Origin of the sequence: Variovorax sp. LjRoot84 (assembly GCF_964254305.1) — a bacterium.
In the GTDB taxonomy this organism is placed as follows: Bacteria; Pseudomonadota; Gammaproteobacteria; order Burkholderiales; family Burkholderiaceae_C; genus Variovorax.
In genome coordinates this window covers 2,863,680-2,878,783 of the sequence record NZ_CAXUTE020000001.1, presented here as the reverse complement: position 1 = coordinate 2,878,783, position 15,104 = coordinate 2,863,680, and the positions used below count along the sequence as shown (strand labels likewise).

12 protein-coding genes are annotated in these 15,104 nt (G+C 67.5%); 4 read left to right on the top strand and 8 right to left on the bottom strand.

Translation table 11 applies throughout. The features are described 5' to 3' along the window. Nucleotides 1–139 precede the first annotated feature (139 nt). Nucleotides 140–2,308 (top strand): glycoside hydrolase family 3 N-terminal domain-containing protein, encoded by a 2,169-nt coding sequence (locus tag ACSQ9I_RS14515; RefSeq protein WP_436313571.1) that lies wholly within the window; start codon nucleotides 140–142, stop codon nucleotides 2,306–2,308. A 6-nt stretch (nucleotides 2,309–2,314) separates the two neighbouring features. Here the strand turns inward: ACSQ9I_RS14515 and ACSQ9I_RS14510 are convergent, their stop codons facing one another. The 7 genes from ACSQ9I_RS14510 to urtA form a co-directional block, all read right to left on the bottom strand. Next, entirely contained in the window at nucleotides 2,315–2,656 is a 342-nt protein-coding gene (locus ACSQ9I_RS14510) for a zinc ribbon domain-containing protein (RefSeq protein ID WP_093107425.1), read from the bottom strand. A gap of 14 nt (nucleotides 2,657–2,670) precedes the next feature. After that, nucleotides 2,671–3,903, bottom strand: a complete 1,233-nt coding sequence (fmdA, locus tag ACSQ9I_RS14505) for a formamidase (RefSeq protein ID WP_436313570.1) — start codon at nucleotides 3,901–3,903, stop codon at nucleotides 2,671–2,673. A 24-nt stretch (nucleotides 3,904–3,927) separates the two neighbouring features. Further along, nucleotides 3,928–4,617 (bottom strand): urea ABC transporter ATP-binding subunit UrtE, encoded by a 690-nt coding sequence (gene urtE, locus ACSQ9I_RS14500; RefSeq protein ID WP_436313569.1) that lies wholly within the window; start codon nucleotides 4,615–4,617, stop codon nucleotides 3,928–3,930. A 13-nt stretch (nucleotides 4,618–4,630) separates the two neighbouring features. Continuing rightward, on the bottom strand, nucleotides 4,631–5,377 hold the full coding sequence (gene urtD, locus ACSQ9I_RS14495) for an urea ABC transporter ATP-binding protein UrtD (RefSeq protein WP_093107431.1): 747 nt from the start codon (nucleotides 5,375–5,377) through the stop codon (nucleotides 4,631–4,633). A 9-nt stretch (nucleotides 5,378–5,386) separates the two neighbouring features. Further along, nucleotides 5,387–6,592, bottom strand: a complete 1,206-nt coding sequence (gene urtC, locus ACSQ9I_RS14490; RefSeq protein ID WP_436313568.1) for an urea ABC transporter permease subunit UrtC — start codon at nucleotides 6,590–6,592, stop codon at nucleotides 5,387–5,389. A 10-nt stretch (nucleotides 6,593–6,602) separates the two neighbouring features. Continuing rightward, nucleotides 6,603–7,517, bottom strand: coding sequence for an urea ABC transporter permease subunit UrtB (urtB, locus tag ACSQ9I_RS14485; protein WP_436313567.1), 915 nt, complete (start codon nucleotides 7,515–7,517; stop codon nucleotides 6,603–6,605). 128 nt (nucleotides 7,518–7,645) lie between these two features. Then, a complete protein-coding gene (gene urtA / locus ACSQ9I_RS14480) occupies nucleotides 7,646–8,908 on the bottom strand; it encodes an urea ABC transporter substrate-binding protein (protein WP_436313566.1) in 1,263 nt (420 codons plus the stop codon). Nucleotides 8,909–9,149: 241 nt separating this feature from the next. On the opposite strand from urtA, the gene ACSQ9I_RS14475 reads away from it, so the two are divergent. The 3 genes from ACSQ9I_RS14475 to ACSQ9I_RS14465 are packed head-to-tail and all read left to right on the top strand — an operon-like array spanning nucleotide 9,150 to nucleotide 14,497. Next, nucleotides 9,150–12,530 (top strand): hybrid sensor histidine kinase/response regulator, encoded by a 3,381-nt coding sequence (locus tag ACSQ9I_RS14475; protein ID WP_093107834.1) that lies wholly within the window; start codon nucleotides 9,150–9,152, stop codon nucleotides 12,528–12,530. Continuing rightward, complete coding sequence (locus ACSQ9I_RS14470) at nucleotides 12,514–13,407, top strand: response regulator transcription factor (RefSeq protein ID WP_093107439.1); 894 nt, start codon at nucleotides 12,514–12,516, stop codon at nucleotides 13,405–13,407. The genes ACSQ9I_RS14475 and ACSQ9I_RS14470 overlap by 17 nt, the downstream gene beginning before the upstream one ends. Nucleotides 13,408–13,444: 37 nt before the next feature. Next, complete coding sequence (locus ACSQ9I_RS14465; RefSeq protein WP_436313565.1) at nucleotides 13,445–14,497, top strand: DUF72 domain-containing protein; 1,053 nt, start codon at nucleotides 13,445–13,447, stop codon at nucleotides 14,495–14,497. On the opposite strand, the gene ACSQ9I_RS14460 is transcribed toward ACSQ9I_RS14465, so the two are convergent. Next, entirely contained in the window at nucleotides 14,462–15,052 is a 591-nt protein-coding gene (locus ACSQ9I_RS14460) for a TetR/AcrR family transcriptional regulator (protein ID WP_436313564.1), read from the bottom strand. The two genes, ACSQ9I_RS14465 and ACSQ9I_RS14460, sit on opposite strands and share 36 nt — an antisense overlap. Between the last annotated feature and the right edge of the window lie 52 nt (nucleotides 15,053–15,104).

Below are 15,104 nucleotides of genomic sequence, written 5' to 3'. Positions count from 1 at the left end.
TTTTCCGAGCCATTCGGCTCACGCGAAAATGCGGGCAATGAGCGTCTGCAGATTCCCCCGCCTCGTCTTCGCCCTCCTCTTCCTTCTCGCCTGCATCACCGGTTGCGCCACGGGCCCCACGCCCGGCGGATTGGCCCCGATGTCGATTGCGCGCGTCGAGTCCCTCATCGTGCGCATGACGGTGGAAGAAAAAGTCGGCCAGCTGAGCCTCTACGCGCCCGCGGGCATCGACATCGTGGCCAATCCGCAGGCCGCGCGCCAGAGCCAGGAGCAGCAGCTGGCCGACATCCGCGCCGGCCGCGTGACCGGCCTCTTCAACAACGCGGGCCTCGAAGGCAAGCGCCGGGCGCAGCAGGCGGCGGTCAACGAGTCGCGCCTGGGCATCCCGCTTCTCTTCGGCGCCGACGTCATCCACGGCTTCCGCACCGTGTTCCCGGTGCCGCTCGCGGAGGCGGCCAGCTGGGAGCCGGCCCTGGCCGAACGCACGGCGCATGCATCCGCCGTCGAGGCCACGGCCGACGGCTTCCGCTGGACCTTCGCGCCGATGGTCGACATCGCGCGCGACGCGCGCTGGGGCCGCGGCGTCGAGGGCGCCGGCGAAGACGTCTACCTGGGCCGCCAGTTCGCGGCCGCGCGGGTGCGCGGCTTCCAGGGCAAGGACCTCGGGCGCGCCGACGCGATGCTGGCCACGCCCAAGCACTTCGCCGGCTACGGCGCGGCCGAAGGCGGGCTCGACTACAACACGGTCGATCTCTCGGAGCGCACGCTGCGCGAGGTCTACCTGCCGCCCTTTCGCTCGGCCATCGATGCCGGTGCGCTGTCGATCATGAGCGCCTTCAACGAGATCGGCGGCATCCCCTCGAACGCCAACCGCAACCTGCTCACCGGCGTGCTGCGCGGCGAATGGGGCTTCCAGGGCTTCGTCGTTTCCGACTACACCGCCGACGAGGAACTCATCGCGCACGGCTTCGCGGCCGACGGGCGCGAAGCCGCCAAGCGCGCCTTCCTCGCGGGCACCGACGTCAGCATGCAGAGCGGCCTGTACATGCAGCACCTCCCCGGCCTGGTGGCCTCGGGCGAAGTGCCGATGTCCCGCCTCGACGACGCAGTGCGCCGCGTGCTGCGGATCAAGCTGCGGCTGGGCCTGTTCGACCAGCCCTTCCGCGGGCTCGAAGACGCGGCCGGCCCGCGCTTCGACAGTTCCGCGCACCAGGCGCTGGCGCGCGATGCTGCAGGACGCTCGATCGTGATGCTCAGGAACGACGGCGACGTGCTGCCGCTGCCGAAGTCGGGGCAACGCATCGCGCTCATCGGCCCCTTTGCCGGTGCCTCCGACCTGTTCGGGCCCTGGATGGTCTTTCCCGGCCAGGCGTCGCCGGTCGGCATCGAGGAGGCAATCCGGAATTCGCTCGCCTCGCCCGAACTGCTCACGGTGGTGCGCGGTTCGGACGTCGATGCGCCGATCGCGGGCGGTATCGACGCCGCAATCGCTGCGGCGCGCGAGGCCGATGTCGTGGTGCTTTCGATCGGCGAGAACGAGCAAATGTCGGGCGAGGCCCGTTCGCGCAGCGACATCGAGATCCCGCGGGCGCAGCAGGAGCTCGCCGACGCTGTCGCAGCCACCGGCAAGCCGGTGGTCGTGCTGCTGCGCAACGGGCGCGCGCTGGCGCTCAGGGGCGCGGTGCGCAATGCGCGCGCGATCCTGGTCACCTGGTTCCTCGGTTCGCAGACCGGGCCGGCCATCGCCGACGTGCTGTTCGGCGACGTCAATCCCTCGGGCCGGCTGCCGGTGAGTTTTCCGCAGACGCCGGGCCAGGTGCCCTACTACTACAGCCACAAGCGCACCGGCCGGCCTCAGCTCGCCGATGCGCCGGCCACCTTCTACAAGGCACGCTACCTGGACGCGAGCAACGATGCGCTGTTCCCCTTCGGCCACGGGCTGGGCTATGCACGCGTGCGCTACGAGGGCCTGGAACTGAGCCCGGGCCGCATGGCCTGGGACGGCACGCTGACCGTGCGCGCGCGCATCACCAACACCGGCAAGCGCGAGGCCGAGGAAGTGGTGCAGCTCTACATCGGCAACCGCGCCGCCAGCGTCACGCGGCCGGTGCGGGAGCTCAAGAGCTTCCGCAAGGTGCGGGTGCCAGCGGGCCAGACGATGGCGGTCGAGTTCACGCTCTCGCGCGCCGACCTGATGTTCATCGGCCAGGACCTGCAGCCCACGGTGGAGCCCGGCAACTTCGACCTGTGGGTCGGACCGTCGGCGATCGGCGGCCTGAAGACCAGCTTCAGGCTGGCGCCCGAGTGAAGCGCTTCAGTGACTGATCATCCAGGGCCGCTTCGAGGGAAAGGTCTTGGCGCCGTTCGGTGCCTTCACCGTGGCGCCTGAGCGCGCGCTCGAGCAGCAGCCACAGCCGGCCGGGTGCCTGAGTCGCGCGTAGTCGCGCGAGCTTCGCGGTTCGTGCGAGGCGCGTTCGTTGGTCTCGATCGCACGCCGCGTGCTGCCGGCCATCAGAGCCAGCTGTGGCGCATTCGCGAACACGCGCGGCGAGGCCTCGCCGCAATGCGGGCAGGCCGCAGGCTCGTTGCGTGCCGCCAGCGGGCGAAAGGCGTCGAAGCCGCCGCAGCGGCTGCAGGCGTAATCGTAGGTGGGCATCGATTCCGCCCCCCTCAGCGCAGGTCGTGCGACAGCGGCATGTCGATCGAGCCGTCGATCATCTTCGTCGGCCCTGCCGCGTTCGGATTGATGTCGAAGTCGAAGATCTGCGTCGGCAGCCAGAGCGTGGCGCAGGCGTTGGGCACGTCGACCACGCCGCTGATGTGGCCCTGCACCGGAGCCGTGCCGAGGATCGAATAGGCCTGCGCGCCCGAATAGCCGAACTTCTTCAGGTACTCGATGGCGTTCAGGCAGGCCTGGCGGTAGGCGATGTGCACGTCCAGGTAGTACTGCTTGCCGGCCTCGTCGACCGAGATGCCCTCGAAGATCAGGTAGTCGTTGTAGCTCGGCGTGATCGGGCTGGGCTTGAAGATCGGGTTCTTGATGCCGTACTTGGCCATGCCGCCCTTGATCAGGCTGACCTTCATGTGCACCCAGCCGGCCATCTCGATCGCGCCGCAGAAGGTGATCTCGCCGTCGCCCTGGCTGAAGTGCAGGTCGCCCACCGAAAGGCCCGCACCATCCACGTACACCGGGAAGAAGACCTTGGAGCCGCGCGACAGATCCTTGATGTCGCAGTTGCCGCCATGCTCGCGCGGCGGCACGGTGCGCGCGCCCTCGGCGGCGGCCTTGGCCCCCGCCTCGCCCGTCATCTTGCCCATGTGGGCGGTGGCGGCGAAGGGCGGGTTGGCCAGGCCCGGCACGCGCTCCGGGTCGGTCGCGATGAAGTCGATCTCGCGCTTGTTCCACATGTCCAGCATCGGCTTGTCCGGCAGGCAGCCGATCAGGCCCGGATGGATCAGGCCCGCGAAGTTGACACCCGGCACATGGCGCGAGCTGGTGAACATGCCCTTGAAGTCCCAGATCGACTTTTGCGCTTCGGGGAAGTGATCGGTGAGGAAGCCGCCGCCGTTCTTCTTCGAGAAGAAGCCGTTGAAACCCCAGAGGCTGTCCTGCTTGGCGCCGATGTCCAGCAGGTCCACCACCAGCAGGTCGCCGGGCTCGGCGCCCTTCACGCCCACCGGGCCCGAGAGATAGTGCACGGTGCTCAGGTCGATGTCGCGCACGTCGTCGGCGCTGTCGTTGTTCTTGATGAAGCCGCCGGTCCAGTCGAAGGTCTCGAGGATGAAGTCGTCGCCCGGGTTGACCCAGCATGCCATCGGGATGTCCGGATGCCAGCGGTTGTGGATCATCTCGTTCTCGGTGGGCGACTGGGTGAGGTCGACCTTGATCAGGGTGTCGGTCATGCATGCTCCTTCTTTGGGGTTCGGTTAAACGGAGAGGTAGGCCTTGATGTGGTTCACGTCGGTCTTGTCGCGCGCGGTTTCGTGGACCAGGCGGCCGCCTTCGATCACGAACAGCCGATCCGCGACGTCCAGCGCGAAGCTCAGCACCTGTTCGGACACGACGATGGTGATCTGCCGCATCTTTCGGATCTCGTTGAGCGCCTTCGCGATGTCCTTGATGACCGAAGGCTGGATGCCTTCTGTGGGCTCGTCGAGCAGCAGCACCTTGGGTTCGGTGACCAGCGCGCGAGCGATGGCCAGCTGCTGCTGCTGGCCGCCCGAGAGGTTGCCGCCCTTGCGCCGCTTCATGTCGAAGAGCACCGGGAAGAGCGCGTAGATCTCCTCGGGAATGCGATTGACCTTGGCGTTCTCCAGGCCGGTCTGGATGTTTTCCTCGACCGTCAGCGTCGGGAAGATCATGCGGCCCTGCGGCACGTAGGCGATGCCCTTGGCCACGCGGCGGAAGCTCTCGTCGCGCGACACGTCCTGGCCCGCGACCTCGATCCTTCCGCTCCTGATCGGCAGCACGCCCATCAGGCTCTTGAACAGCGTGGTCTTGCCCATGCCGTTGCGGCCCATGATGGCGACGGTCTCGTTGGCCCTGGCCTCGAAGGAGATGCCGTGCAGCGCCTCGCTCTGGCCGTAGGCGACGTGAAGGTCTGTCACTTGGAGCATGGGTCTCTTTCTCTCAATGACCGAGGTAGACGTCGATGACTTTCGGGTCGGCCTGCACCTTCTCCATCGGCCCTTCGGCCAGGATCTTTCCCTGGTGCATCACGGTGACCTTGTGCGCGATCTGCTTGACGAAATCCATGTCGTGCTCGATCACGATCACCGCGCGGTTCCTGCAGATGCGCTTGAGCAGCTCGGCCGTCAGCTCGCGCTCGCGCGCGCTCATGCCGGCGATGGGTTCGTCGAGCATCAGCAGCTCGGGCTCCTGCATCAGCAGCATGCCGATCTCGAGCCACTGCTTCTGGCCGTGCGAGAGCAGGCCGGCTTCGGTATGCAGCTTGCCGGCCAGGCCGATGTCATCGGCCACCGCCTGCACCTTGGCCTTGACTTCGTCGTCGCACTGGAAGGCCAGTGCCCCGAACACCGAGCGCCCCTTGGGGAAGGACACCTCGAGGTTCTGGAACACGCTCAGGTTCTCGTAGATCGAGGGGGTCTGGAACTTGCGCCCGATGCCCAGGCGCACGCGCTTGTGCTCGGCCATCTTGGTGAGCTCGGTGTTCTGGAATTTGATGCTGCCGCTCGTGGCCCTGGTCTTGCCGCAGATCAGGTCGAGCAAGGTGGTCTTGCCGGCGCCGTTGGGGCCGATGATCACGCGCAGCTCGTTGCGGTCGATGTAGAGCGTGAGATCGTCGATGGCCTTGAAACCATCGAAGGAGACGCTGAGGTCTTCCACTGCGAGCGCGAAGTCGGTGTTGCTGCTCATGAAGAATCCTCAGGCGCTCTGGCTGCCGACACCGTCGGGCAGCGAGGGTTCATCGACGGTGCGGCTCGCCTTCGGCGGCGGCTCCGGATAGTGGGCCTGCGCGGCGGCCAGCTGCTCGGCATGCAGTTTCCGCTCGGTCGCGCGGCGCAGCCACCAGGGCTTGATATGGCTCTCCCACAGCCCGGCCAAGCCCATCGGGAAGGCCAGCGTGACGCCGATGAAAAGCGCGGCCATCAGGAACAGCCACAGATCCGGAAAGCTCTCGGAGAAGAAGGTCTTGCCCGCGTTCACCAGCAGCGCGCCGTACACCGCGCCTACCAGGCTCATGCGCCCGCCGACGGCCGCGAAGATCACCATCTCGATCGAGGGCACGATGCCGACGAAGGACGGCGACATGAAGCCCACCTGCAGCGCGAACATCGCACCGCCGATGCCCGAGAGTGCGGCGGCCAGGCAGAAGGTGAAGACCTTGAAGTTCGAGACGTCGTAGCCCGAGAAGCGCACCCGGTCTTCCTTGTCGCGCATGGCGAGCAGCAGCGTGCCGAGCTTGCTCTTCTGGATCCACAGGCACAGCAGGATGCTGGCCATCAGCAGGCCGACGCAGAGGTAGTAGAGGATGTACTTGGCGCTGTCGGTGCGCGTGTCCCAGCCCAGCACCGTCTTCAGGTCGGTCATGCCGTTGACGCCGCCGGTGTAGCCCTGCTGGCCGATGATCAGCACCGACAGGATCAGCGCCACCGCCTGCGTGATGATCGCGAAGTACACGCCGCCCACGCGGCGCTTGAACATCGCGAAGCTGATCAGCCAGGCCAGCGCCGTCGGCACCGCGATCACCAGGATCACCGTCAGCGGCAGGCTCTTGAAGGGCAGCCAGAGCATCGGCAGCTCGGTGATCTGGTTCCAGTCCATGAAGTCGGGGATGCCCGGCGTCGACTGGATCTTGGTGGTCTCGGGGTCCGAGGCCTCCAGCTTCAGGAACATCGCCATCGCGTAGCCCCCGAGCCCGAAGAAGACGCCCTGCCCCAGGCTCAGCACGCCGCCGTAGCCCCACACCATCACCAGGCCGACGGCGACGAAGGCGTAGGTGAGGTACTTGCCGACCAGGTTGAGGCGGAAGATATCGAGCGTGGCCGGCAGCACGACCGCCAGCAGGACCGCCAGCACGATCACGCTCCACAGGCCCGAGCGCTTGAACGAATCGAAAAGCGAAGTCATGTGAGAAGTCCTAGCGCCGCACCTTGACGGCAAAGAGACCTTGCGGGCGCATCATCAGAATGAGCACGATCAGCGAGAGCGTGAGCACCTTGGCCATCGAGCCGGTGATGAAGAACTCCGAGATCGACTGCGTCTGCGCGATGCCGAAGGCCGACACCACCGTGCCCAGCAGGCTGGCCGCGCCGCCGAAGGTGACGACCAGGAAGGCGTCGACGATGTAGAGCTGGCCCGAGGTCGGCCCGGTCGAGCCGATGGTGGTGAAGGCCGCGCCCGCCACGCCGGCGATGCCGCAGCCGATCGCGAAGGTCAAGCGGTCGGTCTTCCTGGTGTCGATGCCGGTCGCGTTGGCCATCTGGCGATTGGCGACCGTGGCGCGCACGCGCAGGCCCCAGCGGCTTCGGTGCAGCGCGATCAGGATGCCCGCCGTCACGAAGGCGGTGAGCGCCAGCACGAAGAGTCCGTTGATCGGGATGTCCAGCCCCTCGGCCGGCGCCCACGAGCCCATCAACCACTCGGGCAGCGTCGGGCTCACTTCCTTGGGCCCGATGCCGGTGCGGAAGATCTGCTGCAGCCCGAGGCTGATGCCCCAGGTGGCCAGCAGGGTGTCCAGCGGGCGCTTGTAGAGGTGCCGGATCAGCCCCCACTCCACCAGCCAGCCGGCGATGAAGGCGAACACGAAGGCCATCACGATGGCGAGCGCGAAGTAATACGGCAGCAAGGCCGGTGCGTGCGCCTCAGTCAGCGTCGAGCCCAGGTAGATCGTGTAGGCCCCGATCGTCATGAACTCGCCGTGCGCCATGTTGATGACGCCCATCTGGCCGAAGATGATCGCCAGCCCCAGGCCCATCAGCAGCAGCACCGCGAACAGGCTCAGGCCCGCGAAGCCCTGCATCAGGCCGATGTTCAACATGTCCGAAAAGTTCATGGCGAAAATCCGATGGTTTTGACTCCTTCCCCCTCTGGGGGAAGGTTGGGATGGGGGCCAGCAGCGGTCGAATGCGCGCGCCGCATGCCCCCACCCCTGCCCCCCCAGAGGGGGAGGGAGCGAAGTCCTTACTGGTAGCCTTTGGGGAACGGATCCGGCTTGATGAGCTCGCTCGACTCCGCCACCACCTTGAAGCTGCCGTCCGGCATGCCCTGCCCGATGCGCGCCTTGCTCCACAGGTGGTGGTTCGGGTCCAGCTTCACGTAGCCTTCGGGCGCGGTCTTCAGCTCGATGCCCGGCGAAGCGGCGACCACCTTGTCGACGTCGAAGCTGCCGGCCTTCTCGACCGCGGCCTTCCAGAGCCAGGGCCCGAGATAGCCGGCCTGCGTGACGTCGCCGATCACCGAGTCCTTGCCGTACTTGGCCTTGAAGGCGGCGACGAACTTCTTGTTGTTGTCGTTCGGCAGCGTCTGGAAGTACTTCATCGACGAATAGAAGCCGGCGAAGTTCTCGCCGCCCACGCCCGTCATCTCGTCCTCCGTCACCGCCAGCGTCAAGAGGAACTGCCTGTCGCCGGTGATGCCTGCGGCCTTGAGCTGTTTGTAGAAGGCGACGTTGGAGCCGCCCACCACCGCCGCGAAGATGCAGTCCGGCTTGGCGACCTTGATCTTGTTGATCAGCGAGTTGAAGTTGGTGTGGCCCAGCGGGTAGTACTCCTCGCCCTTGACCGAACCTTTCTGGAAGTTCTCGATGTGCTTGCGCGCGATCTTCATCGAGGTGCGCGGCCAGATGTAGTCGGAGCCGACCAGGAAGAAGGTCTTGGCCTTCTTCTCCTTCGCGCCCCAGTCCAGACCCCAGATGATCTGCTGCGTGGCTTCCTGGCCGGTGTAGATCACGTTCTTGCTCTGCTCCAGGCCTTCGTAGAAGGTCGGGTAGTACAGGAGGCCGTTCTCCTTCTCGAACACCGGCAGCACCGCCTTGCGCGAAGCCGAGGTCCAGCAGCCGAACACGGTCGCGACCTTGTCGTTGACCAGCAGCTTCTTCGACTTCTCGGCGAAGGTCGGCCAGTCGGAAGCGCCGTCTTCCTTGATCACCTTGATCTTGCGCCCGAGGATGCCGCCCATGGCGTTGATCTCGTCGATGGCGAGCTGCTCGGCCTGGATCGAACCGGTCTCGGAAATCGCCATCGTGCCGCTGGACGAATGCAGCTGGCCGACCGTCACTTCGGTGTCGGTCACCGCGAGCTTGGTGGTGTTCACCTTGGCCGTCGGGAATTGCTGGCCGAAGGCGAGGCCACCGAGGCCCAGCATCGGCAGCGCGGCGGCGCCCTGGATCAGGCGGCGGCGCTGCTGCAGCAGCGACTCGGGGGAGGCGTTGGGGTCACGGGACATATCGAACTCTCCAGACGGGTTGTGAAAAGGCTTTGGGTTGCTGCGCACCACCGCTGTGCATCCAGCCGGCGGTGCGACCAGCACCATGGCCGCCACTCTAGGAAGAGGACCCGGCGATTCGAATACGTCAATCAACGTATCGGGGCCCGCGCCGCCCGGCGCCACACTGCCCGCCTTGCCGACGGCCCAGCAGGAGCGCTTCTTGCAACGCATGCCTTCCACTGCCGAGCGCCGGAACACCATGCAATCTGTGACAGGCCAGAAAATCTTCAGGATTCGCCGCGACTACAACGCCTGGGTCGCCGACGAAACCCTGGAGGACTACGCGCTGCGCTACACGCCGCGCAGCTTTCGCAAGTGGTCGGAGTTCCGGGTCGCCAACACGGCCTTCGGCGCCACCTCCTTCCTCGCGCTCGAAGCCATCGGCGGCACCATCGCGCTGAGCTACGGTTTCTCCAACGCGGTGTGGGCCATCCTGGTGGTGGGCCTCATCACCTTCCTCACCGGCCTGCCGATCGGCTACTACGCAGCCAAGTACGGGCTGGACATGGACCTGCTGACGCGCGGCGCCGGCTTCGGCTATCTCGGCTCCACGCTGACTTCACTCATCTACGCGAGCTTCACCTTCATCTTCTTCGCGCTGGAGGCGGCCATCCTCGCGCTCGCGCTGCAGCTCTACTTCGGCTGGCCGCTGCCGGCGTGCTACCTGGTCTCGTCGCTGGTGGTGATCCCGATCGTGATGTACGGCATCACGCTGATCTCGCGGCTGCAGCTGTGGACGCAGCCGATCTGGATGGTTCTCTTCGTCTGCCCCTACATCGCAGTGCTGCTGAAGAACCCGCAGGCCTTCAGCGATTTCACCAGCCTCTCGGGCCGCATTTCGAGCAGCAGCGGCTTCGACGCCATCATGTTCGGCGCCGGCGCGACAGTGGCCTTCTCGCTGGTGGTGCAGATCGGCGAGCAGGTCGACTACCTGCGCTTCCTGCCGGAGAAGACGCCTGCCAACCGGCGCCGCTGGTGGGGCGCCGTGCTCGTCGCCGGCGCCGGCTGGATCGTGCCGGGCATGCTGAAGATGCTGGGCGGCGCCTTCCTGGCCTTCCTGGCACTGCAGCATCAGATCCCGAGCGAGCAGGCGGTCGAGCCGACGCAGATGTACCTGGCCGGCTTCGGCTACGTGTTCGGCAACCCGGCCTGGGTGCTGGGCGCGACCACGCTCTTCGTGGTGGTGTCGCAGATCAAGATCAACCTCACCAATGCCTATGCGGGCTCGCTGGCCTGGTCGAACTTCTTCGCGCGCCTCACGCACAGCCATCCGGGCCGCGTGGTCTGGCTGGTGTTCAACGTGATGATCGCGGTGCTGCTGATGACGCTGGGCGTCTTCGCTGCGCTCGAGAACGTGCTGGGCCTCTACAGCAACCTCGCCATCGCCTGGGTCGGCGCGCTGGTGGCCGACCTGGTCATCAACAAGCCGCTGGGCTGGAGCCCGAAGCACATCGAGTTCAAGCGCGCGCACCTCTACGACATCAATCCCGTGGGGCTTGGCGCGATGCTGGTGGCCGCGCTGCTGGGCATCGTGGCCTATGCCGGCGCGCTGGGTCCGCTGGCCCAGGCCTTCTCGCCCTTCATCGCGCTCCTGACTGCCCTGCTCGTCTCGCCTCTGCTCGCCTGGTGGACGCGCGGGCGCTATTACCTCGCGCGCAGCGGCGACACGCCCTGGGCGCCGGGCCAAAGCGTGAAGTGCTCGGTCTGCGAGAACGCCTTCGAATCGGAGGACATGGCCCATTGCCCGGCCTACAACGCGCCGATCTGCTCGCTGTGCTGCACGCTGGAGTCGCGCTGCCACGACCGCTGCAAGACCGGTTCGCGCGCGGCCGAGCAGGTCAACACCTGGTTGACGGCGCTGCTGCCGCCCGCGCTCTCGGCACGGCTCAACTTCCGCGTGGCGCGCTATCTGGTGGTGGCGAGCTCCTTCATCCTGCTGCTGGCCGTGATCATGGGCGTGGTGTACGAGCAGCAGCTGATCCAGAGCACGGTGGAGCGCGGCGCGCTGCGCGATGCCTTCCTCAAGGCCTTCGCGCTGCTCTCGCTGGCCGCGGCGCTGGGCGCCTGGTGGGTGGTGCTCGGCAGCGAAAGCCGCGAGATGGCGCAGGAGGAATCGAATCGCCACAACCACCTGCTCACGCTGGAGATCGAGGCGCACCAGCGCACCGACGCCGCGCTGCAGGCGGCCAAGGACGCGGCCGAGGCCGCCAACCAGGCCAAGACGCGCTACGTGGCCGGCATGACGCACGAGCTGCGCACGCCGCTCAACAGCATCCTCGGCTACTCGCAGATCCTGTTGAAGGAGGACGGCAAGCAGATCCCGCCGCGCGACGCGCTGCAGACCATCCACCACAGCGGCGAGCACATGCTGAGCCTGATCGACGGCCTGCTCGACCTGGCGCGCATCGAAGCCGGCCGGCTGCAGCTGGAGCGCATGCCGCTGCCGCTGCCCGAGTTCCTCGACGAGGTGGTGCGCATGGTGCGGCCGCAGGCCGAGGCCAAGGGCCTGGCCTTCGTCTTCACGAAGAGCGGGCGGCTGCCGGCCTGGGTGCAGGCCGATGCCAAGCGGCTGCGGCAGATCCTGATCAACCTGCTCGCGAACGCGGTGCGCTTCACCGATGCCGGCACGGTCACGCTGCACGTCGATGCGCGGCGGCAGGTGCTGCGCTTCGACGTCGTCGACACCGGCATCGGCGTGGCGCCGCAGGACCACCAGCGCATCTTCCTGCCCTTCGAGCGCGGCGCCGCGGGCCGCCAGCGCGGCGAACCGGGCACCGGCCTGGGCCTGACCATCACCGGCCTCTTGACCTCGCTGATGGGCGGCGAACTCACCTTGACCGCGAGTTCGGCCGCCGGCAGCACCTTCAGCGTGCGGGTCTACTTGCGCGAGGTGCCCGATCCCGGACCGCAGGCCGAGCCGCAACGCCAGATCTCCGGCTACTTCGGCCCACGCCGCACGCTGCTGGTGGTGGACGACCAGCCGGTGCAGCGCCAAATGCTGGCCGGCATGCTGGCGCCGCTGGGCTTCGACGTGCGCGAGGCCGCCAGCGGCACCGAGTGCCTCGACAGCCTGCGCGAGCACGTGCCCTCGGCCATCCTGCTCGACATCAGCATGGACGACATGGACGGCTGGCAGACGGCCGCCCTCGTTCGCGCCGCCGGCTTCGACGCGGTGCCGATCGTGATGGTCTCGGCCAACGTGTTCGAGAACCAGGGCGAGCGACTGCGCATGGCCGGCTGCCAGGCCTTCATCGGCAAGCCGGTGATCGAGTCCGAGCTGATCATGACGCTGGAGCGCCACCTCGGCCTGGAATGGATGGTGCCCGGCCATGCGCCGCCGCCGGCCGAAGCCGCGCCGCCGCAGCAGCTGGGCCTGCCGGAAGACGCACGCACCGAGCTGATGAGCCTGGTGCAACTCGGCCACGTGCGCGGATTGCAGCGCGCGCTCGACCGCCTCGCGTCCGAAGACGCGACGCTGGCCGCCAGCTGCAGCTACCTGCGCCGCATGGTCATGCGCTTCGAGCTCGAGGATTTCAAGAAAGCCCTTTCGGAGGATCTGCTGCATGTATCCAACCCCTGAAAGCGAACGGCCCGTGGTGCTGGTGGTCGACGATGCGCCGAGCAGCCTGGGCGTGCTGTGCGACACGCTGGAGGCCAGCGGCTACACGGTGCTGGTGGCCGGCGACGGCGAGTCGGCGCTGCGCCTTCTGGAACTGGTGGTGCCCGACGCGATCCTGCTCGACGGCCTGATGCCGGGCTTGTCGGGCTTCGACACCTGCCGGCGCATCAAGGCCAATGCGGCGCTGGCGCACATCCCGGTGCTCTTCATGACCGGGCTGTCCGAAACGCCGCACGTGGTCGAAGGCTTCGAGAGCGGCGGCGTCGACTACGTGGTCAAGCCGATCCGCGCGCAGGAGGTGCTGGCGCGCCTGCACACGCATGCGCGCAACGCCCACATCGCGCGCATGGCGCGCGACGCGGTCGACGTGGCGGGCATGGGCGTGGTGCTGATCGACGCGCAGGGCCGCGTGGCCTGGCGTTCGCCGCAGGCCGCGCTGTGGCTGCATGCGCTGGGCGAGCCTTCGGCGCCCGGCCAGCTGCCCGCGGCGCTGGACCCGGTGCTCGCGGGCGGCGCGAGCGTGGTGCTTTCGACCTTGGCAGGCACGCGCCTGTCGGTGCGCAACCTGGGCACCGCGACGCTGGGCGAAACGATGCTGCTGCTGGCGCCGCACAAGGAAGGCGCCGCCGGCACTTCGCGCCTGGCCGATGCGGCGCTGACGCCACGCGAAACCGAGGTGCTGTCCTGGCTCGCCAAGGGCAAGACCAACCGCGACATCGGCGAGATCCTCGGCATGAGCCCGCGCACGGTCAACAAGCACCTGGAGCACATCTTCGAGAAGCTGGGCGTCGAGACGCGCTCGGCTGCGGCGGCGTTGGCCAGCGGGCAGCTGGGCTAGGGCTTGCTGGAGAATGTGGCGCTCGCCCTGCCACACGATGCAAGACTCGCTTTTCGACGACCCGAACGAACCCGCGCCCGCTTCGCCCGCGCCGAAGAAGTGCGCAGGCCAGGCTGCTGCGGCCAAGGTCCAGCCCGCGCCGCCCGATGCGGCGCAGCAGGCGCTGGTGAAGGCGCTGCCGCCGCAACTGCGGCTCGGCACCTCTTCCTGGTTCTTCCCGGGCTGGGCCGGACTGGTCTGGGACGGCGAGTACGAGCAGTCGGTGCTGTCCAAGCACGGGCTCAAGGCCTATGCGCAGCATCCGCTGTTGCGCACCGTCAGCGTGGACCGCGGCTTCTACCGCGCGCTGTCGGCCAGCCAGTTCGCTGCCTACGCGCAGCAGGTGCCGGAAGACTTCCGCTTCGTCGTCAAGGCACCGAGCGTCGTCGCCGATGCGCTGGTGCGCGGCGACGACGGGCGTGGCATGCAGCCCAATCCGGCCTTCCTCGATCCGGCATTGGCGGTGCAGGATTTCGTGCAGCCGGCGCTCGACGGCCTGGGCGCCAAGATCGGCGCGCTCGTGTTCCAGCTCAGTCCGCTGCCGTCGTCGATGCTGTCGCAAATGCCTGAGTTGTTGCAGCGCCTGCGGCACATGCTGCAGGCCTTGCCCGCGCTGCGCCCGAGCGCGCCGGACGGCGTGATCGCGGTCGAGGTGCGCAATCCCGAGTTCCTGACCCCGGCCTTTGCCGACGTGCTGCGCGAGGCCGGCGCCACCTACTGCCTCGGCCTGCATCCCAAGATGCCGCCGATCGGCGAGCAGTTGCCGGTGCTGCGCGCGCTGTGGCCGGGCCCGCTGGTCTGCCGCTGGAACCTGAACCGGCTGCACGGCGCCTACGGCTACGAGGAAGCCAAGCAGCTCTACGAGCCCTTCGACAAGCTCGTGGACCCGGACCCCGAGACACGCGGGACGCTGGCCCGCGTGATCGCCGCCACCACCGGCGCGGGCCATGCGGCCTACGTGACGATCAACAACAAGGCCGAGGGGTCGGCGCCGCTGTCGGTGCTGGCGTTGGCGCTATGCCTTGGCAGCCAGCCAGCCGACGATCAATGAGGCCAGGCTCGCCGCCGCCGAGGCCTCGTCGATGCGCCCGCGGACCATGTCGCGCGCGATCGCGTCGCCGGCGCCGATGATTCCGACGCAGCGCAGGCGCAATTCGTCCTCGGGCAGCTTCGAATAGGGCGCGAGCGCATCGCGGTAGAGAGCGACGTAGCTGTCGATCAGCTCGCGCTGGAAGGCTTCCATCTCCTCGTCGCCCTTGAGCGCGGCCGAGATCGCATGCCATTCGGGTCCCACCGAAGTGAAGCAGTTCATGTAGGCGGTGCTGACCACCCGCGCCACCTCTTCCAGCCGGCGCGGCGTTCGTTCGAGCGCGAGCAGCAGCGCCGCGACCTGGCGGTTGTCGATCTGCTCGTAGAGCGCGATCAGGAGGCCCGAGCGTGTCTTGAAATGTTCGTAGGCGATCGGCTTGCTCACGCCCGCGCGCTCGGCCAGGTAGCCGAGCGTGAGGGCGTCGGTGCCCTGCTCCCGCACGATGGCGAGCGCGGTCTCGAGCAGCTGTTCGCGGCGCTCGGCCTTGGACAGTTTTTTGGGCAAAGGGTCGTTCATGGGGCGAGCTTGACAGCGTCTTCGGTCTGGATTCTACTTTCCGTAACTTACC

What these genes read in the sequence shown, in the direction of transcription:
- ACSQ9I_RS14515 (WP_436313571.1), top strand. Translation starts at nt 140, where the DNA reads ATGTCGATTGCGCGCGTCGAGTCCCTCATCGTGCGCATGACGGTGGAA.
- ACSQ9I_RS14510 (WP_093107425.1), bottom strand. Translation starts at nt 2,656, where the DNA reads ATGCCCACCTACGATTACGCCTGCAGCCGCTGCGGCGGCTTCGACGCC.
- fmdA (WP_436313570.1), bottom strand. Translation starts at nt 3,903, where the DNA reads ATGACCGACACCCTGATCAAGGTCGACCTCACCCAGTCGCCCACCGAG.
- urtE (WP_436313569.1), bottom strand. Translation starts at nt 4,617, where the DNA reads ATGCTCCAAGTGACAGACCTTCACGTCGCCTACGGCCAGAGCGAGGCG.
- urtD (WP_093107431.1), bottom strand. Translation starts at nt 5,377, where the DNA reads ATGAGCAGCAACACCGACTTCGCGCTCGCAGTGGAAGACCTCAGCGTC.
- urtC (WP_436313568.1), bottom strand. Translation starts at nt 6,592, where the DNA reads ATGACTTCGCTTTTCGATTCGTTCAAGCGCTCGGGCCTGTGGAGCGTG.
- urtB (WP_436313567.1), bottom strand. Translation starts at nt 7,517, where the DNA reads ATGAACTTTTCGGACATGTTGAACATCGGCCTGATGCAGGGCTTCGCG.
- urtA (WP_436313566.1), bottom strand. Translation starts at nt 8,908, where the DNA reads ATGTCCCGTGACCCCAACGCCTCCCCCGAGTCGCTGCTGCAGCAGCGC.
- ACSQ9I_RS14475 (WP_093107834.1), top strand. Translation starts at nt 9,150, where the DNA reads ATGCAATCTGTGACAGGCCAGAAAATCTTCAGGATTCGCCGCGACTAC.
- ACSQ9I_RS14470 (WP_093107439.1), top strand. Translation starts at nt 12,514, where the DNA reads ATGTATCCAACCCCTGAAAGCGAACGGCCCGTGGTGCTGGTGGTCGAC.
- ACSQ9I_RS14465 (WP_436313565.1), top strand. Translation starts at nt 13,445, where the DNA reads ATGCAAGACTCGCTTTTCGACGACCCGAACGAACCCGCGCCCGCTTCG.
- ACSQ9I_RS14460 (WP_436313564.1), bottom strand. Translation starts at nt 15,052, where the DNA reads ATGAACGACCCTTTGCCCAAAAAACTGTCCAAGGCCGAGCGCCGCGAA.